We start from the raw sequence: 25,811 nt of genomic DNA on the forward strand, positions 1-25,811 counted from the left end.
CCTGCGCGCATGGGAATGATCGGAGAGTACGCGCGCCTCACCCCGGAGCAGTTCCAGCGGGCGCTCGGCGACCCGGAGTGGGCGCACGAGTTGGTCCTGGAGACGGGCACGGCGGAGTGGGAGACGAAGCCGGAGCCCGGACGGGCCCGCCGCCTGGATGTGGACAAGGCGTGGGACGGCATCCGTTTCCTGCTGGAGCGGTCCGGCTTCCTCGTGGACGTCGTCCTCGGCGGCGAGCTGATACCCGGCGCCGCCGACTGGGGCTGCACCCCGCCCCGTCACCTCACCCCGGCCCAGGTGGCCGAGGTCGCCGGGGAACTGGCGAGGACACCGTTCGAGGCCCTCGTCGCCGACCTCGACCCCGCCGAGCTGACCCGCGCCGACACCTACCCGTCGGGCCTGTGGGACGAGGGCGGGGCGGACGGCCTGGAGTACGTCCGCCACCACTACGAGGCGCTGCGCGTCTTCCTCGCCGCCGCCGCCCGGGACGGTGACACCGTGCTGCTGTGGATCTCCTGAGCCCGCAGCTCAGGGGGCGCGCGAGGCGGCGCGCCGCCGCCGGCCTCGGACGGCAGCGCTCACCCGGGCGTCACCGTTCGGTGCGGCGTGCGTACCGCGCATACGCTGCGTCCATGCGGACCGTGTTCATGTTCCCCGTCGCCGAACGTGCCGACACGGCGGCCTGCCTTGACCGGCACCTTGCGGGGGGCGGCGGGTCGTGGACGTTCGCCGAAGGCCTCTACGTCGTGATCGACGACGAGGAGACCGGCTGCCTGTTCCGGGACTGGGCGCCGGAGGAGGTGGCCCTTCTCGAAGCGGCTCTCGGGTACCACCCCACCTGGGCGGTACAGGTCGACGTGTCCGGGCGGATCGACGGAACCGCTGAGGTGCGCCGTCTTGCCGCCCTGCTGCTGAGGCAGGGCGGCGTCGCGTTCGACGACTACTCCGAGCACGCCTGGACGCTGCGGGAGATCGAGTCGGACGCCCTGTTCGAGGGCCTGCGCTTCTTCGACTTCCGCACGTATCACGAACGCCACCGCCGCCCTACGGCGTGAGACCGGCGGAGCCGGACCCGGTGATCGTCCGGGTGGCTTTCCGCCGTCATCCGGCCCCCGCCCGGTGACGATCGCGGGCGTGCGCCGTCGCTGATGTCAGTCCGGCCGAGGGAAGATGTTCACCGCTCGGTAGGCGTACCCGTCCTGCCCGGGGGCTTCCCACTGGAGGTCCACTCGCTGTCCCGGCGACAGCGTGCGGAACCCTTCCACCTGGATGTGGGAGAAGTGGCCCCAACATCCACCAGGGGTCTCGGGGGAGTCGAGCACGCCCCACCCTTCCTCGTCGCTCCACTCGCGGACAGTCGCAATCACCATGAGAGGGACCTTATGAGTTTTTCCCGAATGGGGCAGAGGCCTTTGTGACGCGCTAGCTGGGTGGGGCGGCGTAGCAGAGGGCGCCGGTCTGCCGGCCGTCGCCGTAGTGGTGCGTGGTCTCGCCGATCCTGCGCCATCCGAGGCGTTCGTAGAGGCGTATGGCGGCGGTGTCCTTCGTCATGACGTCGAGAACCAGGCGGAGCCCGCGGGCCTGTGCGTAGGCCGTCGCCGTCCGCGTCAGTTCCTCGCCCAGGGCGCGCCTCCGGGCGTTCTTGATGACGAAGAGGCGGCCGAGTACGGCCACGTCCTCGGGGGCCTCGCCGCTCTGCCTGGCCCAGAGGGCTACGGCGTCCTCGCCGTTGGGACTCATCACTGCCACGTGTCCGACGACCTGGTCGTCGGCCTCTGCCACCCAGGAGGCCGACACGCTCTCCGACCGCAGCCAGGCTTCCGGGTCGGCGACCCCTTCGACGGGACACCCGTCCGTCGCGTGCACCTCCACCAGTGCCGCCGCCGCGCCGGGCAGGTCGGCTTCCGCGAACGGCCGGATTCTCGGGTTCCCCATGCGGGCTCCTGGCTACTCGACGGGCAGTTCCTACGGCAGACCGGTCTGGTCCGAGCGGTGAGCGTGGGTGAGCTGCTTCGGTGTCCCGAAGTCAGTCCAGCGCGTACTCGGCCGAGAGTTCACGTCCGGTTCCCAGGAAGTCCACGGCGTACTCGACGACCCCGCCGTTCTGGTCCCAGTAGCGGTTGGTCATGGTCAGGGCCGGCGTGCCTGGCTCCAGGCCGAGGAGGGGAGCGTCCTCCCTGGTCACGGGCCGGTGCGGAGACCGGGCGCCCACGTCCACCGCGTGGTGCCTGCCGACGTGGGCGCCCAGGGCTGTCCCTGTACCGACGTCAGGCCACGTGCGCTCCCAGCCCGGTCAGGCCCGGTGCCACGTCCGGTCGCAACACGAGGTTGTGATCGTAGTCTCCGCCGTTCTGCGTCCGGTAGGCGATCGGCTCGGTCGTCGGGATCGTGAGCAGGCGCTCGCGCAGCTCCTCGGCCGCTGCCTCGCCCTGCTCGGGCGTGAACCGGTCGGCACCCGGGATCAGCACCGGGGGCAGCACCTCCGCGCCCGCGTAGAACAGGGTGCCGTGCTGCAGCGGGAACAGCAGTTCGCCGATGGCTCCGTGGATGCCCCGCTCACCGTAGAACCACGCCGGCCCGCCCATGGTCACAACCGCCATCGCACGCTTACCCGCGAGGAACCCGTCTCCGTAGCCGATCCACTCGCCGTTCGGGCCGCGCAACCCGTACGCGAAGCCCTGGTGCCAGACCCGGTCGAACCAGCCCTTGAGGATGGCGGGCATTCCGAACCACCACATCGGGAACTGGACGACGATGGTGTCCGCCCGGTTGATCTTCTCCTGCTCGGCTCGGATATCGGCGCTCAGCGCGCCGCTCTCGTACGCCTGCTTCGCGGCAGCAGCGACCTGGAACCGCTCCGCCGGGTGGTGGGCGTAGCCGGCGGCGTCGACGACGGGATTCCAGCCCATCGCGTACAGGTCCGACACCTCGACCCGGTGGCCTTCGGCGCAGAGCGCGCGCTGCCCCTCCGCGGCGAGGTAACCGTTGAGCGAGCGGGGTTCGGGGTGGGCAAGGATCCAGAGAACGTTCATGACGCCGATGGTGACCGTACGGCACCGTCACGACGACTGGCCCGATGGACAACATGTGCGAGGATCGGGCCATGACCGTCTTCGCCGGTGACGGGCGCCACCGTGTGGCGGTCCTGGTCCGCGACAGGGTTCTGTCATTCGAGCTCAGCATCGTTCACCGGATCTTCGGCCAGGCCCGCACGGCCGCCGGCGCCTCGCTCTACGAGGTCGTGACCTGCGCACTCGTGCCCGGGGAAAAGCGCACGGACGCCGACTTCCCCATCACCGTCGTTCACGGCTCCGAGGCGCTGGCCGAGGCCGACACCGTCGTCGTCCCAGGGTCCGCAGACGACTTCGACCCCCACAGTGGACCGCTCGACCCCGCGCTCACCGCCGCGCTGGCGCGGATCCGACCCGGCGGCACACGGATCGCCTCGATCTGCACGGGATCGTTCGTGCTGGCCGCGGCGGGCCTGCTCACCGGGCGGCGAGCGACCACGCACTGGCGCTCGTCCGCCCGGTTCCGGGAGCGATTCCCGGATGTCGCGTTCGACGTCGACGTCCTCTACACCGACGACGACGGGGTCCTCACCTCTGCCGGAGCGGCGGCCGGCATCGACCTGTGCCTGCACATGATCCGCACCGACCACGGCGCGGCAGTCGCCAACGAAGTGGCGCGCGGCTCCGTCGTCCCGCCGCACCGCGAGGGCGGCCAGGCGCAATACGTGCAGCGACCGATGCCGGAACCGGGAATCTCATCGACCGGCAAGGCACGCCAATGGGCGCTCGCGAATCTGCACCGGCCCATCACGCTCCGGGAACTGGCAGCCCAGGAATCGACAAGCACGCGAACATTCACCCGGCGTTTCCGTGACGAAGTCGGTACCTCACCGGGACGGTGGCTCACCCAACAGCGCATCGAGCGAGCCTGCGCCCTCCTGGAATGCACCGACCTGTCGGTTGACCAGGTCGCCGCCGCTGCGGGCTTCGGCACCGCCGGCTCGATGCGACTGCATCTGAAAGCCGAACTCGGGGTCTCACCCAGCGCCTACCGTGCCACGTTCCGCGGCCCCTGACCTGCGGGAGGCGGGAGGAGGGATGCCCCTGGAAACGGGGAAGTCCCCGGGCGAGCGGGCTCGCGCGGGGACTTCGTCTGCGGTGGCTGGGGCCGGGGTCGAACCGGCGACCTTCCGCTTTTCAGGCGGACGCTCGTACCAACTGAGCTACCCAGCCGCGCGGTCCTGACGGGATTTGAACCCGCGGCCTCCACCTTGACAGGGTGGCGAGCACTCCAAACTGCTCCACAGGACCAAGCGTGTGCGAGCACCAGTCTCGCACAGATTGTGCGTGCCCCCAACGGGATTCGAACCCGTGCTACCGCCTTGAAAGGGCGGCGTCCTGGGCCACTAGACGATGAGGGCTGATGGCCCACCTGGGCGCTTCTCAGCGCGTCGGGGACGTGAGAAGCATATGGGATGCGGGGACGGTTCGCCAAAACAGTTCCCCGGGGGTGTCCGGGTGGGTCCGGGGCGGGCCGCTATCCCGTGGGCGAGGGTGCCGCGGGAGCGGTGGGTGCCGGGGGAGAGGGGGAGGGCGGCGGTGAGGCGCCGGGGGAGGGCGTGGACGTGGGCGTGGAGGTGAGGGAGGACGTGGGGGAGGGGGACGGGCCGCCCCGTTCCTCGTCGTCCGGCAGATGGCGGCTGACCTCGGCCGTCGTCAGGCCCAGCCCGCCGAGGGTGATCTCGTCCCAGGCCTGGAGCCGCTTGCTCTCCTGGTCCAGGTAGAGCACCGAGGCCATCACCTTCTCCGGCTCGTCGCCCTCCACGGCCCGCAGTCCGCCGCCGCCCGTGGAGCCCTGGAGCATCAGCCGGGTGCCGTCCTCCAGGATCCGGGTCTTGCGGACGTGCAGGTGCCCGGCCAGGACCAGGGGCACCTCGCCGTCCACTTCCTCGGCCGCGTCCGGGTTGTGCGCGGCCGCGATGTGCACCGGCTCGCCCCGCTTCTCGCTCGCCCGGATGGCCGCGGCCAGCTTGCGGCCGGCCCTGATCTCGGCCGGTTTGCCGCCGGGCTTCGTCGAGCGGTCCGGGGTGAACTGCGGGTCGCCGATGCCCGCGATCCGCAGGCCGTCGAACGTCACCGGGGCGCCGCCGTCCAGGACGTACGCGTTGTCCAGGTCCTCCAGGTAGGCCTGGGTGGAGCGCGAGTCGTGGTTGCCGCGCACCCACACGAACGGGGCGCCCAGGTCCTCGATCGGATCGAGGAAGCCGTTCTCGGCGGCGGTGCCGTGGTCCATGGTGTCGCCGGTGTCGATGATCACGTCGATCTCGTACTGCTCGACCAGGGAGGCGATGATGCTCCAGGCGGCCGGGTTGAGGTGGATGTCGGAGACGTGCAGCACCCGGATCGTGTTCGGGTCGGACTGGTACGACGGCAGGGTGGAGACGGCGTCGTACAGCTTGGTGACATTGGTCACCAGCCGGGCCAGCTCCTGCTCGTAGACGTTGAACTCGGTGACGATGCTGCGCGCGTTGCCCACCACGTTGGGGGCGCTGGCCAGCAGCCCGGAGAACCTCGGTTCCAGCACCGACTTCGGGTTCCAGGTCGAGTACGCCACCGCCCCGGAGGCCGCCAGCAGCGCCAGGGAGAGCCCGCCCGCCGCGAGGGCGCGCCGCGGGCGGCGGTAGACGGCCAGGCCCAGTGCGGTGGCGCCGGTGAGCACCGCGGCACAGGACTTCACCGCCAGTTCGCGGGTGCCGGACTGGACGTCCTGGGCTATCCGCTCCTCCAGCCCGCTGATCCGCTCCGGGTGGTCCACCAGCGCCTGGGCCCGCACGGGGTCGAGCTGGTCGACGTCGACGTCGAGGCTGAGCGGGGCGTGGTGGGTGTCCAGGTCGAGCGAGCCGAGCGGCGGTACGTCGATCCGGGTGCCGCCGGTGGCCGAGGGCTCCAGCGACATCCGGGTGTTCACCGGCCCCACGGGCGCCTGCACGCTGCCCACCACCAGCAGCCCGAGCCAGGCGCCCAGCAGGGTGACGACGACCAGTGTGAACGCCCGGGCCCAGGGACGGGAGGTGTGGGACGGGCGGCCGAGGGAGAGCGGCCTTTCTCCCCGGCGGTGTGTACGGCGGCGCCGGAGAAGAGCGCGCGGAACGGCTGCGGCCCTGCGGGCGGTGGCTCTCAGCGGCCGAAGTGGTTCACGGCTCATGCCGAAGCCTATGCCCGTCCGGAGATCGACTATGCGGCGGCGCGGTGACGGTACGGCGGCGGTACGGCGGCGGCGCGGGGCGGCCGGGGACGCACCGGACGGACCCGGGCCCCGCGGCGCCCGGCGGCGGTGGCGGACAATGGGCGCGTGCTGGAGATGACGCGCGAGGAGTTCGAGGAACTGGTCGCCGAGGCGCTCGACCGGATCCCCCCGGAGCTGACGCGGCTCATGGACAACGTGGCGGTGTTCGTGGAGGACGAACCGCCCGCCGAGGATCCCGAGCTGCTCGGGCTGTACGAGGGCACGCCCCTGACCGAGCGCGGCGAGTGGTACGCCGGGGTCCTGCCGGACCGCATCACGGTCTACCGCGGCCCCACCCTGCGGATGTGCGAGCGCGACGGCGGCGACCGCGAGCTGGTCGTCGAGGAGGTGGAGATCACGGTCGTGCACGAGATCGCCCACCACTTCGGCATCGACGACGAGCGGCTGCACGCCCTGGGGTACGGGTGAGCGGTCCGCCGTCGGGCGGGCGGGACGAGCCGGACGGGCCCGTGGACCCGGACGTCGATCTGCGCGTCCCCGCCCACCGGGCCGAGACCGCCGGCGGCCTCCGCTTCCGGCGGACCCTGGCCGTCCTCGCCGCCGTCGCGGCGGGCGGGGCGCTCGGCGCCACCGCCCGGTACGCCCTGATATCGGCCTGGCCCGCCCCGCCCGGCGGCCTGCCCTGGGCGACCCTCGCCGTCAACACGGCCGGCAGCGCGCTGCTCGGCGTGCTGATGGTGCTGGTGGCCGAGTACGGGCGGGGCCACCCGCTGGCGCGGCCCTTCCTGGGCACGGGGGTGCTGGGCGGCTTCACCACCTGCTCGGCGTACGCGCTGGACACCGTCACGCTGCTGGAGCGGGGCGCGGCGGGCACCGCGTCGGCGTATCTGGGCGGCACGCTCGCCGCCGCGCTCGGCGCGGTCTGGGCGGGCGCCGCGGCGGCCCGGGCGGTGCTGGGAGGCAGGGCGGTGGCGGGGTGACGGCGGGCGGGGGCGACTGGACCGGCGGCCGGCTCGTCTGGACGGCGGTGGCGCTGGGCGGGGCGGCCGGGGCGTGTCTGCGGTACGTCGTGGACCGTGCGGTGCAGGCGCGGCACGAGTCGGTCTTCCCGTGGGGCACCCTCACCGTCAACGCCGCGGGCAGCGCGCTGCTCGGCGCGGTGACCGGCGCGGCCTGGGCGGGAGCGGCCGGGCCGGGCGCGGTGGCGCTGCTCGGCACCGGGCTGTGCGGCGCGCTGACGACGTACTCCACCTTCTCCTACGAGACGCTGCGGCTGGCCGAACGCGGCCGGGCGCGGGCGGCGCTGGCGAACGCCGTGCTCACCCCGGCGGTCGCGCTGGGTTCTCTCTGGGCGGGTCTGGCCCTGGTGCGTTACCTGGCGGGCTGACGGGAGTTGGGCAGGGCGCCCGTCCTCATCCCGCCCCGCCCCGGAGGTGCCGCCCGTGCGCCGGATCCCGTCCGCCACCCGTACGTCCCCGTGTGTCCCGGCCCGTACGGGTGCCCGCACGGCTGTCCGTGCGGGTGTCGGTGCCCTGCTGCTCGCCGCGCTCGGCGGCTGCATGACGATCGGCTCCCCGGACGAGGAGGACGGCGGCGGGCGGCGGCCCGCCGGGCACCAGGTGTCCCGCGACGCCGCCGACCCGCGCCCGGAGGGCGTGGCGGTGCCGCGCGCCGGGGACGGCCACGGCGGCGGGCGGCGCGGGCCGGCGCGGAAGGACGGCGGGGACGGAGCGGGGGACGGGAGGGACCGGAGCGGCGGCAAGGCCGGCAAGGCCGGCAAGGCCGGCAAGAACGGTGCGGACGGCGGCGCGGACCGGGACGCCGGGGATGCCCGGGGCCGCGACGCCACCCGGCGGCCGTCCGGCCGGTCCTCCCGCCCCGCCGACCCCTCGCGTCCCGGGCGCACGCCCACGGCGGGCGGCGACCGCCCCTCGCCGCCCCCGTCCGTCCCGTCCTCCCCGTCGCTCACCACCCCGCCCGCCGTCCCCTCCTCGGCGCCCCCGTCCTCGCCGACCTCCGGGGACGGTCCGGGCGAGGGGCCGGACGGTTCCCTCGCGGGGGCGGGAATGAACGACGGCGCGCCCCGTGTTCACTCCGTGTACGCTTACGAATCCGCTGACTCCGACCGCCTCGGACACCATCTCGACCACCGCTCCGCCCTCCGCCCCACCCACCGCCCCGAGGAGCCCCGGACCGACTCCGGCGAACAGCTCTGAAACAGGGGACGGTAGACTGACCGCAGCGGTCTCCACCGCCGACCCTCGGCCCCCGGAAAGGGATTTGCGCTCCGGGACACGGGGTCGTATGGTGGCAGATCGTTTGATCCCATTTGCCCGGCGCCGTTTCCAGCGCGCCGTGTGGCGCGTCCCTTACCCGAACCGTGGCTGACCGCACCGAGGCGGTCGTATGCGAGAACACGGAGTTGTGGGCGCGTGCCATGACTCCGGAAGGTTTTGTCTTCGCATGTCTTTGACCACCCATGAGATCGTCCTGCCCGAGGACGAGCCGACGACCACGTTCGCCGACCTCGGCCTGCCCGGGGAGATCGTGCGCAAGCTCGCGCACAACGGCGTCACCGTCCCGTTCCCGATCCAGGTCGCGACCATCCCGGACGCGCTGAACGGCAAGGACATCCTCGGCCGCGGGCGCACCGGCTCCGGCAAGACGCTGAGCTTCGGCCTGCCCCTGCTGGCCCGGCTGGCCGGCGGCCGCACCGAGCGCAAGCGCCCCCGCGGCATCATCCTCACCCCCACGCGTGAACTGGCCATGCAGGTCAGCGACGCGCTCCAGCCCTACGGCGACGTCCTCGGCCTGAAGTTCAAGGTCGTCTGCGGCGGCACCTCGATGATGAACCAGATCACCGCGCTGGAGCGCGGTGTGGACGTCCTCGTCGCCACCCCCGGCCGGCTGCGCGACCTGATCAGCCGCCGCTCCTGCTCGCTGGAGGACGTGAAGATCGCCGTCCTGGACGAGGCCGACCAGATGGCCGACCTGGGCTTCCTGCCCGAGGTCACCGAGCTGCTCGACCAGCTGCCCAAGGGCGGCCAGCGGATGCTGTTCTCCGCGACGCTGGAGAACGAGATCGACAGCCTGGTCCGCCGCTACCTGGTCGAGCCGGTCCACCACGAGGTGGACGCCGCCCAGGGCGCGGTGACCACCATGAGCCACCACGTGCTGATCGTGAAGCCGCGCGACAAGGCGCCGGTCACCGCCGCGATCGCCGCACGCAAGGGCCGCACGATCGTCTTCGTCCGCACCCAGATGGGCGCCGACCGGGTCGCCGAGCAGCTCCGCGACGCGGGCGTGCGCGCCGACGCGCTGCACGGCGGCATGACCCAGGGCCTGCGCACCCGCACGCTGGCCGACTTCAAGGACGGCCGCGTCAACGTGCTGGTCGCCACCGACGTCGCCGCGCGCGGCATCCACGTCGACGACATCGACCTGGTGCTGAACGTGGACCCGGCCGGTGACCACAAGGACTACCTGCACCGCTCCGGCCGCACCGCCCGCGCGGGCCGCTCCGGCACGGTCGTCTCGCTGGCGCTGCCGCACCAGCGCCGCCAGATCTTCCGGCTGATGGAGGACGCGGGCGTGGACGCCTCGCGCCATGTCATCGGCCGCGGCGACGCCTTCGACGACGATGTGGTGGAGATCACCGGTGCCCGGTCGCTGACCGAGGTCCAGGCCGAGTCGGCGCTGAACGCCGCCAAGCAGGCCGAGCGCGAGGTGGCCGAGGTCACCCGGCAGCTGGAGAACGTGCGGCGCCGGGCCGCCGAACTCCGCGAGGAGGCCGACAAGCTCTCGGCGCGCGCCGCGCGCGAGCGGGGCGAGGACCCCGAGGCGGCGGTGGCGGCGGTCGCCGAGGCGACCGAGGCCGCGGCCGCGGAGGCCACCGCCGAGGTGATCGCCGCCGAGGCGGCGGCCGAGGCCGCCGCGCGGCGGGCGCGCGAGGAGCGCTCGTACGACCGCCGGGACGACCGCGGCGGCGACCGGCGCCCCTTCAACCGGGACCGCAACGACCGCGGCGGCGACCGCCGCCCGTACGGCCGGGACCGTGACGACCGGGGTGGCGAGCGCCGGGACGACCGCGGCGGCGACCGGCGTTCCTTCGGCCGGGACCGCAACGACCGGGGCGGCGAGCGCCGTGAGTTCGGTCACCGGGGCGGTGACCGTCCCTTCAACCGCGACCGCAACGACCGCGGCGGCGAGCGCCGGGACGACCGCGGTGACCGGGGCGGCTTCCGCGGCGGCGAACACCGTGGCGAGCGCCGTGAGTTCGGTCACCGGGGCGGCGACCGTCCCTTCAACCGGGACCGCAACGACCGCGGCGGCGAGCGCCGTCCGTACAGCCGTCCCGAGGACCACCGCCGTGACGACCACCGGGGCGGGGACCGCCCGTTCGACCGGGACCGCCGCCCGTCGTTCGACCGCCGTGCCGACAAGCCGCGCTGGAAGCGCAACGACTGACCACGGCACCCGTCCCACGGCGACACCTTGAGGGCCCGGCCCGGAGCACCGCTCCGGGCCGGGCCCTCCGCCGTTCCCGGCCGCGGCCCGCCCGGGTCCCGGACAGGGTTCAACGAGGCTCCCGCCGAAGAGGTTCATCACCTGTCGCGGCACGCGCAATGCCTTCGGAGCACGACGGGTGCGCGGGCTATGCTTCGGGGGCGGGCCGTTAGCTCAATTGGCAGAGCAGTGGACTTTTAATCCATTGGTTGTGGGTTCGAGTCCCACACGGCCTACGGACGCGGGGGAGGGGAAGACCCTCCGGCCCGTGAAGGGGAGCGCCCCGGGTTGGCTTCGGCCGACTCGGGGCGCTTCGAGGTTCCGAGGCTGGTGCGTGAGCGCCTGTGCGAAGGGTGGCTGCGCGCCGAGCCCGTGGACGAGCCGTTGGACCTCGTGGCTGTCAGGCCCCCACCGGCTCTCCGGCTTTGGTGATGGCCGTGGTCGGAACGCGTGGCGCTCAGCCTCGGCGGGCGGCGCCGTCCGGCCACACCACGTCCACGGGGATGCCCGCCGCCTGGGCTTCGAGAACGGTGTCGGCGGTGCCGCCGCCCTTGCCCGTGGGGGGCTCGCCGTTCCATACGGCGACGAGTCGGTCGGCGCGTTCGATGAGGACGGCGTTGGCGGCCTCGTACGCCTGTCGGTTGGCGGTCTCGTGGGGAAGGACCAGGACTTCGGCGGCGGCATCGACGAGCCGGTCGAAGAGAGGCGCGTGATCGGGCTTGACCTTGTTCTGGCAGTAGTCCCGGGAGGGAATGACGGCGATCAGGCGTCCGCCGGCGGCGAGGACGGCTTCGGCGAACAGGGAGTCGGCACCCTTGGCGATGCAGGAGACGCCGACGAGTTCACCGTCATCGGCGTACTGCCTGAGCAGGTCGTCCAGGGCGGTGCGGACCAGGGGGATGCTGTCCCCGGTCAAGTCCATGTGCCCGGTTACCGAGATGGTCGTCACGGTCGTCGCTCCCCTTCTCAGGTCGACAGCAGGTCGCGGATCCTGTCGCGGACCTCGCGTACGGGACGGGCCGCGCTGTTGCCCACGGTGTACGGGTACAGCTCGCCGAGCTGGGTGCGGACCCGGCTGGAGCGCGTGGCACAGGCAGCGTCTACGGCGTGGTGGGTTTCCGCCACGGCGCCAGTGAGGTCGCCGAGCAGGAAGTGGCACTGGGCCAGGCCGATACGGTCCAGGGCGTGGCTGCGGCTCGCCTCGGGGCCGCGCCGGGCCAGGGCCTGGCGGATTTCGATGGCCGCGTTCTCGGCATGCTGTTTGGGGTTCTGCCGGGCGAGGTCGAGGAGCCGACCGCCGGTAGTGCCGGCGAGCTCGGCCTCGTCGAAGTACACGATCCAGTACGGCTCCTCGCCCTTCTTGGTGTTGGCGAGGGACTCGGTGGCCTGGGCGGTGGCGCGCTGGAAGGCAGCGGTGCGGCCCATCGCCGCGTACGACCATGCCTCCCGGGTGTGGAGCATGGCGCGCACCCTGGGGCCGGCGACGTGCCGGGCGCCTTCCTGGGCGAGGCGGATGAGTTCGAGGGCGTCTTGGGGCCGGTCGCGGTAGAGCATCTGCCGAGCCATGCCGGCCAGGACGTTGGCGCCGAAGACCATGTCGCCGCCGGCGTGGGAGGCGCGCAGGGCGAGCAGGTAGTAGTCCTGGGTTCGGCGCTGGAGTCCGGAGTCCCAGGCCATGGTGGCCGCGGTTCCGGCGAGCTGGGCCATGACTTGGTACAGGCGATGCTCGACCTGGGGGGCCTGGTGTTCGCCAAGGTGAGCGGCGACCTCACTGAGCTGGCCCAGGATGGCCTTGCGCCGAAGGCCACCGCCGTACTTGTGGTCCCAGGCGCGGAAGACGCGCGCCGTGGACTCCAGCTCCTCGACCTCCCTTACGCCGAGCCGTCCGCGACGACGTGGCCGGGCGGCGGAGGGCGCAGGCTGGAGCCACCCCTCCAGTGGGTCGAGCAAGGTGGCGCCGGTGACGGCGGTTCCGGCCAGAGCGCGAGTCGCCGCGCGTCGGTCCATCACGAGATCGCTCCTCGTCAGGTGGGCAGCCAGGTCCACTGTGGCATCCGGCCGCCAGGGGACCTCCTCGGTGCTGAGCCGCTCACCCTCCGGCTCCACCGACGGCTTGTCCCGGACCGGGCGGCTCTCCCAGGGACGTGATGCGAGGCCGAGGAGATGGCCGGGGATACGGAGTCCGTCGGAGACACGGCAGATGACATCGAAGCTGGTGACCTGCTGCTGACCGCTGATGATCGTGGAGACCTTGCCCGGGGTGAGGCGGCAGGCGGAGGCGATGCGGTTCTGCGACAGGCCGCTGTACTTCTTGATCAGGGCGAAAGCGGCTGCGAAGTCGTGCTCCGCCAGGGCTCGGCGGACATCCTCGCGTTCGAGGAGGTCAGGAGCGAGCGGGCCGGGGGTGGTGGCGTCCATGGGGCCAACTTCCGGTGCGATCGTAGGCGCGATCAAGCTTCTTACGAAGCCGGGAACGAGGGTATTCCCGCCTCGGCAATACCCGCTGGTCATATCGCACCTGTCCACGTCAGGCGACGCTTGGTAAGCAACCGAACCCCATCGGTGACCGACTCCGAGGGCTCGGCTGACCTGCACTCCAGCGGACGGAGGAGAGCCATGCCCACGTACTCGCAGCAGCCCCGCCTGCCCCGGGCAACCTGGGCGCGACATCTGAGCCAGCCGGAGCTCTTCGCCGCCGGCCGGGACTGGGACGCCATTCGCGTCGAGGCCGGCACCGGTGTACGGGCGGTGCGCTTCCTCGAAGCCTCCGGCGTCCCCGTGGGGCCGGTGCTGCACGGCCGGGGCAATGGTCAGGCGTACTTCCTCACCCCGCCCGGTACCGCACGGGGATGGCGGCAGAAACGGAGCCGTGCGCCCGGCCAGGGATCGTGGGTCGCCCTGGCTCCGCCGGGATGGGTGGGCGGCATGCTCAGATGGGTAAGCGCCCCGACCGACGGCCCGCCATACACAGCAGTCCGCGACCTCACCCTCGCACTGACCTTCGCCGCGCTTGAGGAGACCGGCCAGTGACCTCGTGGCCCCGGCCCACCCGGAGGCGATCGTGATGACGCGAGCGGTGAGGTGGCTGGCCTGCTTCACAGGGCCGCTCCTGACCGTGCTGATCTCCGCGTCCTGCGGCTTCGTGATCGGCTTCGCGGTCTCTGCTGTCCCACCAACCCCTGAACCCCATCTCTCTGCCGGAGACCGCACATCCCTTCAACGGCTTCCCAGCCACATGGTCCCGGCAGGGAGCGGGCCACCGGCCGGCCCATGAACGAGCGGCCCTGAACGACGGCCACGTACGGACCCGAACGCGGTACCCGCGCACCCGGCTGCCACGGGCCCGTGTGCAGCCGGATGCGGGGGTACCGCGCTCCCCCGTCCACATCTCCTGTGGGCGGCTCAACCATCCCCTTCGGAGGTACTGGAATGGCAACCGGGACGACCGAGACGGCGCCGATGACCGGCGACAACTGGCAGCTCACCATCGCGATCACGGACTCGCCGGTACCCGTGGCCGAAGCCTGCGACACCAGCGACGGGTGCGAGTCCACCTGCGCCTCCTCCTGCACGAGCTGACCCACACACCGGAACCGGTGCGGGCCGGGCAACCGCCCGGCCCGCACCGGCCCAGCCGAACGGGATCCCACATGACGCAGACCAGACAGCTCCAACGCGGTGATGTGCTCTTGCTGAGGGCCGCTGTGCTCCCGCTCACCGCCCAGCGCACCCAGTGGCCTGACCCGGACGATCCGGCCGACTGCCGCCGGTGGCTCGTCGATGTAGCGGCCTGTTCTTCCTTCACCGATGCGGTGAGAGCCGCATCCCCACAACTCGCCCGAGCCGTCGACCACATCATCGAAGACGAGGACTCCCCTCCGAAAAAGGTGCGCAAGGTGGTGGGCGCGACGGCCCGGTACCTCTTGCGGGCCGCCGGACGCCCCACGCCGTTCGGCCTGTTCGCCGGCGTGGCCACCGCGAAGTGTGGACCGGCAGAGGGAAGGATCGGTACCGGCCACGGTGTCTTCGCCCGTCCGGACACGCTCTGGCTCGACCATGTCCGCCGCAGTCTCCAGCGACGGCCTGACGTACTGTCCCAACTGGCCCTTCAGGTGAACGACCTGACCGCACGGCATGGCGATGTACTGGTACGGCCACTGCCCGGTGGCCGTACCGCGAGCGCTGCCATCACCCGGCCACTCTCGGTGATTCTCGCGCTGGCCGCCCACCCCGTTTCGTGCCGGGAGATCACTGATCGGCTGATCAAACTGGGTGGCACCGCCGAGCAGATCGCCCACCTCCTCACGGACATGTTGGAAGCGGGCTTCCTCATCAGTGACCTGTCGGCGCCTCTGACGGAGCCCGACCCCCTGGGGTACATGCTGCGTGTTCTGCGCCCCTTCGCGGAACGCCTGGATCCTGAAACGGCCGGCCTGCTCAATGACCTGGAGGACGTGCGCGGTCTGCTCGCCGGACACGATGCGACGGCCACTCCGGCCGCCGCGCAGGAATTGCGTCATACGGCTGAGAAACGCATGAGCGGCGTCAGCGACCGAGGCCGGACGCGCATCAGCGTGGACCTGCGACTCGATGCCACCGTCCGCGTCCCGGCGCCGGTGCTGAAGGAGGCCGAGCACGCCGCGGAGGCGCTGCTGCGGCTGACGCGAAACATGGGCGAGAAGCCCCTGTGGGCCGCGTACCACAGTCTGTTCTGGGAACGGTACGGCGCCGGCAGTCTGGTCCCGCTGCGGGATGCGGTCGACCTCGCGGCCGGGGTGGGGCTGCCGGCGGACTTCCCGATGTCGGTGTGGTCGGAGCCGCCCACCAGGACGCTGCCGCGTGATGAGTTGCTGATGGCCAAGGCGTGGCAGGCCGCGCTCACCGGTGCCCGTGAGCTCCGGCTCACGGACGCGGACCTCGACGAGCTGTGCGTCGGTACCAGCCGCCATGACGCGGCCATCGCTCCGCACGTGGAGATGGCGATGCGGGTGCATGCGCCGACGACGCAGGCTCTGGACCGGGGCGACTTCACCCTGTCCGTGCGTCCCGCCTGGAGCACCGGCACCCTCACGGGCCGGTTCGCCACCGCCCTCCCGGACAGTGGCCTTGACGAGGTGTACCGGCGACTTCCCACTCTGGTGGACGGCGCGCTGCCCGCCCAGCTCTCCTTCACCCCGGTCCACCCGCACGCCGAGAACGTGGCCCGGACCCCCGCCCTTCTCCCGTACGTGATCCCCGTCGGCGAGCACCGGGCCCCGGCCGGCTGTCTGATCCCGCTTGATGACCTGGCGGTGCTGTCCACCAGCAAACGACTGCACCTGGTCAGTCTCTCGCGGCGCCGCGTCGTCGAACCGGTCGTTCTGCACCCGCTCGCCCTGGAGAAGCAGGCGCCGCCGATCGCCCGGTTCATCGCCCTTCTCGGGCGCGGCTTCGCCACCGCCTGGACCCGGTTCGACTGGGGTCCCCTCGCCGCCGGGGTGCCGTACCTACCCCGGGTCCGCTACCGCAAGGCGATCCTCTCTCCGGCCCGCTGGCGTCTGTCCGCCGCCGACCTTCCACCCGACTCCTTCCAGCCTTCCTGGCAGGACGCTCTGAGCGGCTGGACCCGGACGTGGAGGTGCCCGAACCTCGTCGAGCTGCGCGACGACGACCGCACCCTGCGCCTGAACCTGGACGAGTCACTGCACGCACGGCTCTTGCACGGCCACCTACGGCGCCACGGCAACGCCGAGCTGCTCGAAGCTGCGGACGAGCGGGACTTCGGCTGGATCGGCCATGCCCACGAACTCACCCTGCCGCTCACCTCCACCCTGCCGCCCCTGCCCCACCCCGATCTGGCAGCGGCCCCGGTCGTGACCAACCGGATGCTGCCGATGCCCGGAGATGTCCAGCAGCGGTGGGTGCAGGCCAAACTGTTCACCCACCCGATGGCCATGGACCAGATCCTCACCTGCCGCCTGCCCAGTCTCCTCGAATCGCTGGGCGCCCCCGGCATCTGGTTCGTGCGCTACCGCACCGGGCAGGAGGAGGACCACCTCCGACTGCGCATCGCGGCGCGCGGCTCGGAGGAGCAGGCCACAGCGGTACGGACTGTCGCCCGCTGGGCCGCACACCTGCGGGACGAGGCGCTCGTCTCCCGGCTCGTCTTCGACGGCTACCGCCCCGAGTTCGGCCGCTACGGCATCGGACCGGCCCTGGAGGCCGCCGAGGCCGTGTTCGTCGCCGACAGCGACGCGATCCGGTACGCGCTCGCCGACCTGACCGGCCTGGGCCGGCATGTCCTGTGCGCACTCGGAATGATCGACATCGCCCGGGGTCTCCTCGGCGAGGAGGAAGGCATCCGCCGGCTGGCCACCACACCCGCTCGCGGCAAGGTCCTGCTCAGGATCACCCGCCAGACGCTGCACCACGTCCGCACCGAGTCCCTCACGCCACGCCCCAACGGCCCGGTCCGCCTGGCCGACGCGTACGAACGGCGCCGCACCACCCTCGCCACGTACCGGTCCCACCTCACCGACGAGCAGACCGGCTCGGTACTGGAGTCGTTGCTGCACATGCACCACAACCGGCTCATGGGCCCGGACCGGGAATCCGAGGCAGCCTGCCGCCACGCCGCCCGGCAAGCATGCCGCTCCCTCCTCGCACAGGAAGCAACACGGTGAACGACCTCACGCACGACCTGGGCCGCGGCCTCGCCGGAACCGCGCTCCACCAGGCGGTCGCCGCTCGGGACAGCGGGCAGTGGGACGCGATGCACACCACCGCAAGGACTCTGACCGGACAACCGGCCGTCAGCCATCCCGCCGGCGCGAGCCTCTATCGCGGGGCACCGGCCGTGGCCTACGTCCTCCAGGTGGCCGGCCACCCGGCCTACCGCTCCGCCCTCGGCAACCTCGACAGCGTGCTCGCCACGCTCGTACGCACACGGCTCGCGGACGCTCATCACCGCATGGAGGCAGGTCGTCCACCGCACATGCGGGAGTACGACCTGATCTCCGGCCTGACCGGACTGGGCGCACTCCTCCTGCGCCGAGGCACACACCCAGAACTCCTCGACGGTGTCCTGCGCTACCTGGTGCGGCTCCTCCGACAGCCGGTCATCCTCCACGGTGAGGAAGTCCCTGGCTGGTGGACCTCGGACAGCCCGAGCGGTCGGCCCGACGCCGCCTGGCCGACCGGGCACGGCAACTTCGGCATGGCGCACGGTGTCGCCGGGCCTATCGCGCTCCTTGCCCTGAGCGCGCGTGCCGGGCACACCGTGACCGGCCAGTACCAGGCCCTGACGCAGTGCTGCCGCCTCCTGCAGGAGCGAGCGCACCACCTCGCCAACGGCGGCCCCGCCTGGCCGGAGACCATCACCCTCGACGCGTGGCTCAACAGATCACCGGCGCCGAAGCGTCCTGGTAGACCATCGTGGTGCTATGGCACCCCCGGCATCGGGCGCGCCCTACAGCTCGCAGCGATCGCGTGCTCGTGCGCGACCACACAACGCCTGGCCGAGGACGCCCTCACGACCTGTGCTGCTGATCCCGAACAGCTCACCCGTGTCGATGACGCCACGGCCTGCCACGGCTGGGCCGGACTCTGCCTCTCCGTCCACCTGGCCGCCGCCGACACCGCTCCGGACAGCGCACTCCGACGCGTACTGCCGTTCCTGCGCTCCCGCTTCGCAGTCCACCTGGCGCAGCATGCGCTTCCCGATACCGCCGGGCTCCTGACCGGTGGCGAGGGAACCCTCCTCGCACTCCGCGCCCTCGACTCCACCCGCCCTGTCGCCACAGGGTGGGAGACCTGCCTCCTCCTCAACTGAAAGAGCCACGGTGAACGACACCTCCACCTTCGACGACCTGCGCAACCGCCTCGTGGACGAGATCATCACCAAACGCCCTCTGCCCGCTCCGATCGAGCGGGCCCTGCGCACCGTCCGCCGGGACCTCCACCTGCCCGGTCTCGACCCGGCCGACGCCTACACCAACCGGGCCGTCACCATCAAGGACAACCCCGACGGCCCGCTCGCCCTGTCCTGCGCCTCCGTGCCGTCCACCGTCGCGATGATGCTCGCTCAACTCGCCCCACAGCCCGGCGACCACATCCTGGAGGTCGGTGCCGGAACCGGCTACAACGCCGCTCTTCTCGCCGAACTCGTCGGCCACGAAGGCAAAGTCACCACTGTCGACATCGACCCCGGCGTCGTCCTCCACGCCCGCCAGGCCCTCAACCGCACCGGCTACGAACACGTCAGGGTCATGGAACACGACGGCCTGAAGGGCGCCCCCCAACACGCCCCCTACACCCGCATGATCGCCACCGTCGGCCTCTGGGACGTCCCTGCCTCCTGGTGGCAGCAACTCGCCGACGGCGGCCGACTCGTCCTCCCGCTCCGCTGGCGCGGCCAGGCCCGCTCCGTCGCCCTCACCCGCCAGGGCGACACCCTCGTCTCCGACGGCATGGAACTGTGCGGCTTCGTCCCCATCATCGGCCAGACCGGAGAGCGCACCACCGAGCTCGCCGACGGCACCGTCCGTCTCCACCACGACCAGGACCAACCCGTCGGCCCCGACCAGCTCGCCGAGGTGCTCTCCACACCGCCCATCGAGCTGTGGTCGCAAGCCCGTGTCGGCAGCGAGGAGACCTTCGACGGCATCTGGCTGCGTGCCACCGCCTCCGACGATGCCGTCTGCCGCATCGAAGTCACCAGCAAGGCACTGGATGAAGGAGTGCGGTGCCCCGCCATCCCCGGCCGCAGCCCCGCCCTCGTCTCCGGCAGTTCTCTTGCCTACCTGATCGCCGAACGCGACAACGCAGATCCCGAGCGGCCGTCGCGCCTCGGTGCGGCGGGGTACGGACCCGACGGCGCCGCTCTGGCGCGTACTTTGATCGCCCACATCGCCGCTTGGAGCGCCGATCGCGCCGCAGCACCACACATGACCATCCACCCCGCAGGAACCGCAGACGTGACCCTTCCGGAAGGACACGCCATCGACAAGGAGGACAGCCGCGTCGTGCTGTCCTTCGCCATGGCGAGGACGTGAAGGACAGGGGCGAGGTTTCGTCCTTGAGGCTGTCCACAGGCGAAACCCTGTGCCCGGCCCGGGGCGCTTCAGGGCTCCGGGACCGGTGCGTGCGCGCCTGGGCGGGGACGGCGGTGACTGGTGGGGGTTCCGGTCCGTGCACCACGGGTACGGTCTCCGCCCGGACACGAGGCGGAAGGCGGCTGCTTTCCGGTACCCATCGGGATGGAATCTCAGGGCGCCAGGACGCCGAGAGCGGTGAGCACGGTGAGCAGCAGGAAGGCAACCGCCCAGCGGATGCACTGGTTCTTCCGGAAGGCGATCCGGCTGGTGTCCCGCAGCACGCGGGTCAGCCGGGTCTCCGCCGCGCCGACGCTGTCGTGCAGTACAGCGGGCAGGCGGCCTTCCCGGGACGCCCGGACCACGTCCCCGAAGTACGCCAGGGTCGGCGGCCCGCCACTCACCATGCTGCCCAGCCGCGGTACCACGGCCAGGAGCAGGGCCAGCAGCGCCCCGGTCGCCGAGAGCACCGCGGTCCACCACAGCGGAGCCGTCCACGGGGCGGCCTCGGCACGCCGCACCAGCAGCATCCCCAGCAGTGACGCGGCGGCCGCCAGCAGGACGGCGGCCTTGCCGTCGGCACGGCCGATCTCGGCCTGGTTCTGCGCGACCAGTTCGCGCAGCAGCGCGGTGGTGTCCGGCGTGGGGGCCGGCGCCGTGCGTGGCCGGGACGGTCGGCTTCGGCGCAGACCGCGGAGCAGCGACGTCCCGGCCGTCATCACGGCCTCCCGTTCACGTGGTTGCCGTGCGGCCCGCGGATCTCCCGTACCCGGGCCAGCACCTCCCGTCCCTGGGGGATGCCCATCTCCGTGAGCACCTCGGCCACCTTGACGCCGAGGAAGCCCCGCTCTTCTCCGGTCAGACCGGCCAGGAGCGCCGCCAGGGATCCCTCCCAGGACTTCTGCTCGGTCAGCGAGTCGCGGTGGTCCTCCGTCCACTCCAGCACCTCGCGGGCCTGCTCCGGATGGTGCAGCAGCCACAGGGCCGTGAGGCTCCGCGGCCCTTCGGCGACCGCATCGCGGTAGAAGCGGTACGCCTCCCGGTCCGTCTCGGACCAGGCCGGGAGTAGCGCCGGTCCGGCGGGGTGGGGAGGCGTCGCGACCGCGCGCCGGAGCCGGTAGACGATGCCCCAGTCCTCCATCTCGTGGTCCTGGTGGTAGGGATCAGGTGCCTCCACCGTGCCCGCCGGCCGGGTGGTGCGGCGGGCCACGTCCTGGGCGATCCGCTCGGTCACCTCCTCCTCCAGGATCTCGGTCCGGATGATCCGGACCGGGTCGACGACCCGCCAGGTCACGGCGTGCCGTGACACCGGGCGGGGCCCCGCGCCCTCCGAACGGACGGGCACGTTCACCCAGCCCGGTCGTTCGGTGAGCGAGACCCAGACGATCCGGTCGTACTCCCGGCGCAGGACCCCGCCGACCCCCGGGCGGGGGTGGCCGGAGGCCTCCGGTCCCTGCGGGTGCTCGACCCTCGCAGTGCCGTCCCGGGCCAGCAGGACCAGCGCCCGGTCCACCCGGGATCCCCAGCGCAGCCCCAGCAGGGCGCGCAGCGGTGAGGATGTCAGCGGTTCCACCAGTGGCCCGGTCATGCCGGAGCTCCTTCCTCCGGGCCCTCGCCCGGTGCGGCGGCGCGGCTGTGCACGCGTGAGAGGACGAAACGAATGACGCCACGCTGCTTCGCGGCCGTCTCCGAGAGCGCGGCGTAGAAGGAGTCGAACCGAGTGAGCCGCTGAGGCTCGGCCGCCGCCTCCGCGTCGAGGAGACCCTTGGCCACCGTGTCATACAGCGCCGGATCGTCCAGCGAGGCCAGCACCAGGGGCAGCACCGCCCGGGGAGCCTCACAGACCAGCCCGGCCAGCGACAGTCTGCGGCCGCCCTGGGGGCTCCGCTCCGGGAAGGCGCCGGAGGCCAGCGACTCCAGCACCGAGACGGCGTACGTGTGGCGCGGGGTACCGCTCGGTGCGGTGAGCCAGCGGACCAGCCGGTCGAGAACCTTCTCGTCATTCGCCTGCTCGCTGAGCAGCACCCCGAGGGCGAAGGACACCGCGCTGCGCAGCCGCGGTTCGAAGTCGGTTCCGGACGGCTGGGCGCCCAGCACCGTGTCCAGCAGCCCCAGTGCCTGATCGGAGTGGGCCAGACCGAAGCTTCCCGCGCAGGTCTCGGCCGCGGTGCAGCGCAGGTTGGGGTTGGGCGACCGGCTCCACTGACGCAGTTGCTGGCGCACCGCACTCGACAGCTCGCTGTGCTGCGAGACCTCGCCGAGGGCGTACGCCACCAGGCGCCGCTGCCAGCGGGTGTCCGAGCTCGCGAAGCCGTAGAGCTGGCCCAGTGCGCCCGCCCCGGTGGCGTGGCACAGCACCTTTCCGAGGGCGGTGCCCGCGGTCAGGTCCATCCCCTGCTGGTACGCGGACTGGCGCAGTACGTCCAGGAGCGTGTCCGCCATTCCCTCGTGGTCCAGCCACAGCCGCCGCAGGATCTCGTCGGCCTGGTACCTGTGCCGGAACATGACGGGTTGCGTCCAGTAGCGGTACGCCCCGACCCTGTCGATACGGCGCGGCAGCGTGTGGGCCCCCACCTGGCCCAGCCGTTCCTCCAGGCTGCGTCCGAGCAGGTCCGTCTCCGGGCCGGGTACGGGTGCGGTCTGCCCGGTGCGGGCGGCGAGAGCCGGCCGCAGCCGGGCCGCGAAACGGGTGACCACGGTCCGATCCTGCCTCTCCAGCAGGGCGACCGCCGCGGTGAGCGCCAGCCCGTCGGCGTTGCCGCGCACCTCGTTCAGCACCTTCGCGGTGGTTTCGGCCGCGCTGCTCGGGAGACCGGCGACCGCGTCCGGCACGTTGCGCGTTCCGGACGCGACGTCGCGCAGCGCCTCGGCGACACCGGCGCCGACGGCCGGGGAGCTTCCGGGACCGAGGTGGTCCCTGAACTCGTCCCCGTTGAGGTGGGACAGCGCCGTGGAGAGCTGCTCGGCGGTGAGGCCGCCGGTCCGGACCATGGTGCGCAGATGCTTCTGCGCGACGTCGTACGCGCTCGGCGGGACGTGGGGGACCTGCCGGCTCTCCGTACCGTGCGGCAGCGGCGACTCCCTCCTCAGGGTGACCACCAGGTGGGCGCCGATTCCCCTCAGCCGGTCGTCCAGCGCGTTGAGGGCGACCTCGCTCAGGTTCTCCGCGACGTCCGGTTCGAGCCACTGGAGGAGGTAGCCGCGTGCGGCCGACGGGGACCAGCGGGTCAGGTCCTGCCCGGTGTCCAGCCCGGTGATGCCGTCGGCGCCGTGCCGTTCGCGCAGCAGCGCGAAGGCGGCGGTGCCGGTGCCGGTGCCGCCATCCCCGCGCAGTAGCAGGACGCGGCGGTCCAGTATCTTGCGGCACTGCGGGAACGAGGGGGGCTCCACGAAGGCCCGCAGCCGTTCCTCGACATCCCGGGCGGGGTAGGGGCCCTCCCGGAAGCGGGGCCTGAGCACCTCGGCCGTCGCGTCGTCGGCGGTGGGCAGGACGTTGTAGTAGATGCTGCCGTGGACGTTTCCCGTTACGCCGACTCCCCGCACGTCCTGCTGGTTGCCCTCGTAGACGCCGGCCGGGGCCGGGCGGGCCGCCGGGGCCGGCGCGTCGTCTCCGGTGCTCATCGCCGCTCCTCCGTACCGCCGACGTGCTTGGTGCCGGAGACGTTGTCTCCGCTTCCCCAGTGTTGGTTGTCCGCGCGGTAGGCGGTGGGGCCCTGGTAGGAGATGCCGCCTTCGACACTGCCCAGGACGCCGATGCCCTCGACCTGCTGGGAGTTGTCCCGGTACACGACCGACGGCCGCTCGGGACCGGTGCTCCCGCTCCTGGAGCTCTCGGGGTTCCGGGAGTCCTCGCCGGAGGACATGACCCCGGCGGCGAGGAGGTTCCCGGAGGGCGAGGGCACGTACAGCCACGCCCGCTGGGCGAAGGACTTGCCCTCGACGGTGGCGGGCACCTCGACGCAGTGGTCGGGGTGCAGGCCCGTGTAGCCGCCGAGGATCACGTCCTCGTGGACGCGGTCGGAGATGATCGCGGCCAGGTGGGTGGTGTGTTCACTGGCGGCGGCGAGGACGGCCTTGACCGGCCGGGAGTCCAGCAGCCGGTGGGTGTCGTTGCGCGGCTTCCCGTTGCCGTCGCCCGGCGCGCCGGAGTCGGGGAGCGGGCCGACGTGGACGCTGGCCCGCAGCCGGATGCGCGCGCCGCCCTGCTGGGAGTTGTGCCGGCTGAGCACCTCGTCGAGCACCCGCAGAAGCGGTGAGACGACGAAGGGCAGCTGCTCGGGGTCGAAACCGAAGACGATGCCGTCCCCGGTGCTCGCCGGGAACCGCTTGGCGTCCTTCAGGCCGGTCAGCCCGGCTTGGTCGAGCGCCGTGTCGACGAGTTCGGGGATCAGCCGGCTCACCGGGGCGTGCAGTATGGCGGGGAGGCCGGTGAAGTCCTTGGCGTCGACGGCCAGGAGGGCGCGGTAGCCCGGCAGCGGGCGGCTCTCCGACCATGGTCTGGGCATGGGCACAGCCGTGGGCATGGTTGACCTTTCAGTGTGCGAGTCAGTGTGCGAATGCGTACAGGTATCGGCCTGAGGGCTTTCCTTCGGCCGCCAACGAGCATCTGCGGGAATCGCGGAGGCGAATGCACAGCGCAGTGCGCTCGGCCGGTGAGGCCGGTCACACTGCCGCGGTCCTGCGGCCGGGGGTCAGTCCGCCGCGGCCAGCAGGCGTAGCGCTTCCATGTCCCGGATCACGACGGCTCTGCGGGCGGTCTCCACCGCCCCCTCCCCGCGCAGCCGCCGCAGCCCGGCGCCCAGCGCGTTGCGGGTGACGCCGACGGACTGGGCGAGTTCCTCCTGGGTCAGGCCGGAGAGCCTGAGCGGTGTCCGCGTCGCGCCCTCCGCGGGCGAGGCCAGGGCCGCCAGCCGGATGAGGGTCCGGGCCAGCCGGGCGATCAGGGGGAGGGTCAGCAGTTCGGCGCGGTACAGGTCCGACTCGCGCAGCCGGTCCAGCGCCTGCCGCACCAGTTCCATGGCCACCCCGTGTTCCTCGACGAAGAGACGGAACCGGCGGGCGTCGAGGACGACTGCCGTGCAGGAGCTGAGGGAGACGACATCGGCGATCCTGGTGCCTCCGTCGAACACCGATGTCTCCCCGAGAAGATCCCCCGGTCCGCGGAAGGCGAGCAGTGTCACGCCGCCGCAGCGCTCGTGCCGTACGACCTTGACGAGTCCTTCGGTGAGCGCCAGGAGATGGGTTCCCGGCGCTCCCTGCCGCAGCAGCACACTCCGGGCCGGAAACCGCCGTGCTGTCCCTTGGGCCACCATTTCGCGCCACAGTTCCTCGGACAGCACTCGTGGTCTCCTCATGGCCGCTCACGACTGTGCACCGCTTCACGGTTGTACCGCCGTGTCGGTGCCGACAAGCGCCGGTTCACCGGTAATGGCCGGATCTGTTGCTCAAGAGGGCGTTACGGCTGGAGGATCCTGGAACGGCTGAGCGGACGACAAACACCTGTGCGGGATGCGCCGGGCGGGCTCAGAACAGGTCCGGTGACGGCGTTCCGGGGGCCGCGTGCAGGGGTTGTTCGGTCCAGATGGTCTTGCCGGAGGCGGTGTAGCGGCTGCCCCAGCGGTGGGCGAGCTGGGCGACGAGGAACAGGCCGCGGCCGCCCTCGTCGGTGAGGCGGGCGCGGCGCAGGTGGGGCTGGGTCTGGCTGGGGTCGGAGACCTCGCAGATCAGTGTCTTGTCGCGGATCAGGCGCAGTTCGACGGGCGAGCCGGCGTAGCGGACGGCGTTGGTGACCAGTTCGCTGACGATGAGCTCGGTGGTGAAGGTCAGTTCCTCCAGTCCCCAGCCGGTGAGCCGGTCGGTGGCCAGTTGGCGGGCGCGGGCGACGACGGTGGGGTCGGCGGTGAACCGCCAGGCGGCGGTGGCCCCCTCGGGCAGGGCCCGCACCCGGGCCACCAGCAGGGCCACGTCGTCGGCCGG

The 25,811-nt window shown here is 72.1% G+C and carries 26 protein-coding genes and 4 tRNA genes; 14 read left to right on the forward strand and 16 right to left on the reverse strand.

Annotated features, from left to right (window positions below; translation table 11 throughout):
* The first annotated feature begins 9 nt into the window (after positions 1-9).
* Positions 10-519: a YfbM family protein gene (locus CUT44_RS15405; protein WP_100202432.1), complete on the forward strand. Its 510-nt coding sequence runs from the start codon at positions 10-12 to the stop codon at positions 517-519.
* A gap of 113 nt (positions 520-632) precedes the next feature.
* Positions 633-1,055: a hypothetical protein gene (locus tag CUT44_RS15410; RefSeq protein ID WP_100202433.1), complete on the forward strand. Its 423-nt coding sequence runs from the start codon at positions 633-635 to the stop codon at positions 1,053-1,055.
* A 96-nt stretch (positions 1,056-1,151) separates the two neighbouring features.
* Here CUT44_RS15410 and CUT44_RS15415 read toward each other — a convergent pair whose 3' ends face one another.
* From CUT44_RS15415 to CUT44_RS15430, 4 genes are all read right to left on the reverse strand, one after another.
* Positions 1,152-1,370 carry a cold-shock protein gene (locus tag CUT44_RS15415; RefSeq protein ID WP_100202434.1) on the reverse strand — a complete coding sequence of 73 codons (219 nt, stop codon included), beginning with the start codon at positions 1,368-1,370 and terminating at the stop codon, positions 1,152-1,154.
* Between the two features lie 52 nt (positions 1,371-1,422).
* On the reverse strand, positions 1,423-1,935 hold the full coding sequence (locus CUT44_RS15420; protein WP_100202435.1) for a GNAT family N-acetyltransferase: 513 nt from the start codon (positions 1,933-1,935) through the stop codon (positions 1,423-1,425).
* A 91-nt stretch (positions 1,936-2,026) separates the two neighbouring features.
* Positions 2,027-2,185, reverse strand: a complete 159-nt coding sequence (locus tag CUT44_RS15425) for a UTRA domain-containing protein (protein WP_233221420.1) — start codon at positions 2,183-2,185, stop codon at positions 2,027-2,029.
* An 82-nt stretch (positions 2,186-2,267) separates the two neighbouring features.
* Positions 2,268-3,032, reverse strand: coding sequence for an NAD(P)H-dependent oxidoreductase (locus tag CUT44_RS15430; protein ID WP_100202437.1), 765 nt, complete (start codon positions 3,030-3,032; stop codon positions 2,268-2,270).
* A gap of 71 nt (positions 3,033-3,103) precedes the next feature.
* Between CUT44_RS15430 and CUT44_RS15435 the strand changes: the two genes are divergently transcribed.
* Positions 3,104-4,087, forward strand: coding sequence for a GlxA family transcriptional regulator (locus tag CUT44_RS15435; protein ID WP_408646744.1), 984 nt, complete (start codon positions 3,104-3,106; stop codon positions 4,085-4,087).
* 83 nt (positions 4,088-4,170) lie between these two features.
* On the opposite strand, the gene CUT44_RS15440 is transcribed toward CUT44_RS15435, so the two are convergent.
* The 4 genes from CUT44_RS15440 to CUT44_RS15455 form a co-directional block, all read right to left on the reverse strand.
* Positions 4,171-4,244, reverse strand: a tRNA-Phe gene (locus CUT44_RS15440).
* 3 nt (positions 4,245-4,247) lie between these two features.
* Positions 4,248-4,322, reverse strand: a tRNA-Asp gene (locus tag CUT44_RS15445).
* A gap of 37 nt (positions 4,323-4,359) precedes the next feature.
* Positions 4,360-4,432: transfer RNA gene (locus CUT44_RS15450), tRNA-Glu, on the reverse strand.
* A 116-nt stretch (positions 4,433-4,548) separates the two neighbouring features.
* Positions 4,549-6,216: a metallophosphoesterase family protein gene (locus tag CUT44_RS15455; RefSeq protein ID WP_100202439.1), complete on the reverse strand. Its 1,668-nt coding sequence runs from the start codon at positions 6,214-6,216 to the stop codon at positions 4,549-4,551.
* Positions 6,217-6,363: 147 nt separating this feature from the next.
* Here CUT44_RS15455 and CUT44_RS15460 point away from each other — a divergent pair, with 147 nt between their 5' ends.
* From CUT44_RS15460 to CUT44_RS15485, 6 genes are all read left to right on the forward strand, one after another.
* Positions 6,364-6,726, forward strand: coding sequence for a metallopeptidase family protein (locus CUT44_RS15460; protein ID WP_199185711.1), 363 nt, complete (start codon positions 6,364-6,366; stop codon positions 6,724-6,726).
* Positions 6,723-7,238: a fluoride efflux transporter FluC gene (locus CUT44_RS15465; protein ID WP_100202440.1), complete on the forward strand. Its 516-nt coding sequence runs from the start codon at positions 6,723-6,725 to the stop codon at positions 7,236-7,238. The genes CUT44_RS15460 and CUT44_RS15465 overlap by 4 nt, the downstream gene beginning before the upstream one ends.
* Complete coding sequence (crcB, locus tag CUT44_RS15470; protein ID WP_100202441.1) at positions 7,235-7,645, forward strand: fluoride efflux transporter CrcB; 411 nt, start codon at positions 7,235-7,237, stop codon at positions 7,643-7,645. Before CUT44_RS15465 ends, crcB begins: the two co-directional genes overlap by 4 nt.
* Positions 7,646-7,700: 55 nt before the next feature.
* Complete coding sequence (locus CUT44_RS15475; protein ID WP_100202442.1) at positions 7,701-8,474, forward strand: hypothetical protein; 774 nt, start codon at positions 7,701-7,703, stop codon at positions 8,472-8,474.
* Positions 8,475-8,721: 247 nt separating this feature from the next.
* The gene (locus CUT44_RS15480; RefSeq protein ID WP_100202443.1) at positions 8,722-10,725 is read left to right on the forward strand and encodes a DEAD/DEAH box helicase; all 2,004 of its coding nucleotides are present in this window, start codon (positions 8,722-8,724) and stop codon (positions 10,723-10,725) included.
* 202 nt (positions 10,726-10,927) lie between these two features.
* Positions 10,928-11,000 (forward strand) — tRNA-Lys (locus tag CUT44_RS15485).
* 221 nt (positions 11,001-11,221) lie between these two features.
* On the opposite strand, the gene CUT44_RS15490 is transcribed toward CUT44_RS15485, so the two are convergent.
* Positions 11,222-11,713 (reverse strand): hypothetical protein, encoded by a 492-nt coding sequence (locus tag CUT44_RS15490; protein ID WP_100202444.1) that lies wholly within the window; start codon positions 11,711-11,713, stop codon positions 11,222-11,224.
* A gap of 17 nt (positions 11,714-11,730) precedes the next feature.
* Positions 11,731-13,182 carry a hypothetical protein gene (locus tag CUT44_RS15495; protein ID WP_100202445.1) on the reverse strand — a complete coding sequence of 484 codons (1,452 nt, stop codon included), beginning with the start codon at positions 13,180-13,182 and terminating at the stop codon, positions 11,731-11,733.
* Between the two features lie 198 nt (positions 13,183-13,380).
* On the opposite strand from CUT44_RS15495, the gene CUT44_RS15500 reads away from it, so the two are divergent.
* From CUT44_RS15500 to fxlM, 5 genes are all read left to right on the forward strand, one after another.
* Positions 13,381-13,794, forward strand: a complete 414-nt coding sequence (locus CUT44_RS15500; protein ID WP_100202446.1) for a hypothetical protein — start codon at positions 13,381-13,383, stop codon at positions 13,792-13,794.
* 399 nt (positions 13,795-14,193) lie between these two features.
* Positions 14,194-14,343 (forward strand): FxLD family lanthipeptide, encoded by a 150-nt coding sequence (gene fxlA / locus CUT44_RS15510; RefSeq protein ID WP_100202448.1) that lies wholly within the window; start codon positions 14,194-14,196, stop codon positions 14,341-14,343.
* A 71-nt stretch (positions 14,344-14,414) separates the two neighbouring features.
* The gene (locus CUT44_RS15515; RefSeq protein WP_100202449.1) at positions 14,415-17,426 is read left to right on the forward strand and encodes a lantibiotic dehydratase; all 3,012 of its coding nucleotides are present in this window, start codon (positions 14,415-14,417) and stop codon (positions 17,424-17,426) included.
* A complete protein-coding gene (locus CUT44_RS15520; protein ID WP_158239615.1) occupies positions 17,423-18,574 on the forward strand; it encodes a lanthionine synthetase C family protein in 1,152 nt (383 codons plus the stop codon). The genes CUT44_RS15515 and CUT44_RS15520 overlap by 4 nt, the downstream gene beginning before the upstream one ends.
* Positions 18,575-18,584: 10 nt before the next feature.
* Positions 18,585-19,796, forward strand: coding sequence for a methyltransferase, FxLD system (gene fxlM, locus CUT44_RS15525; protein WP_100202451.1), 1,212 nt, complete (start codon positions 18,585-18,587; stop codon positions 19,794-19,796).
* A gap of 212 nt (positions 19,797-20,008) precedes the next feature.
* Here fxlM and CUT44_RS15530 read toward each other — a convergent pair whose 3' ends face one another.
* From CUT44_RS15530 to CUT44_RS15555, 6 genes are all read right to left on the reverse strand, one after another.
* Complete coding sequence (locus tag CUT44_RS15530) at positions 20,009-20,554, reverse strand: Pycsar system effector family protein (RefSeq protein ID WP_233221421.1); 546 nt, start codon at positions 20,552-20,554, stop codon at positions 20,009-20,011.
* Entirely contained in the window at positions 20,554-21,423 is an 870-nt protein-coding gene (locus CUT44_RS15535) for a hypothetical protein (RefSeq protein ID WP_100202452.1), read from the reverse strand. Before CUT44_RS15535 ends, CUT44_RS15530 begins: the two co-directional genes overlap by 1 nt.
* Positions 21,420-23,456: a hypothetical protein gene (locus CUT44_RS15540; RefSeq protein ID WP_100202453.1), complete on the reverse strand. Its 2,037-nt coding sequence runs from the start codon at positions 23,454-23,456 to the stop codon at positions 21,420-21,422. The genes CUT44_RS15535 and CUT44_RS15540 overlap by 4 nt, the downstream gene beginning before the upstream one ends.
* Complete coding sequence (locus CUT44_RS15545; protein ID WP_199185712.1) at positions 23,453-24,358, reverse strand: hypothetical protein; 906 nt, start codon at positions 24,356-24,358, stop codon at positions 23,453-23,455. Before CUT44_RS15545 ends, CUT44_RS15540 begins: the two co-directional genes overlap by 4 nt.
* 168 nt (positions 24,359-24,526) lie before the next feature.
* Positions 24,527-25,174: a Crp/Fnr family transcriptional regulator gene (locus CUT44_RS15550; RefSeq protein WP_233221422.1), complete on the reverse strand. Its 648-nt coding sequence runs from the start codon at positions 25,172-25,174 to the stop codon at positions 24,527-24,529.
* Positions 25,175-25,358: 184 nt separating this feature from the next.
* On the reverse strand, positions 25,359-25,811 hold a 453-nt coding region (locus tag CUT44_RS15555), incomplete at its 5' end, for an ATP-binding protein (RefSeq protein WP_146252236.1).

This window comes from Streptomyces carminius (genome assembly GCF_002794255.1).
In the GTDB taxonomy this organism is placed as follows: domain Bacteria; phylum Actinomycetota; class Actinomycetes; order Streptomycetales; family Streptomycetaceae; genus Streptomyces; species Streptomyces carminius.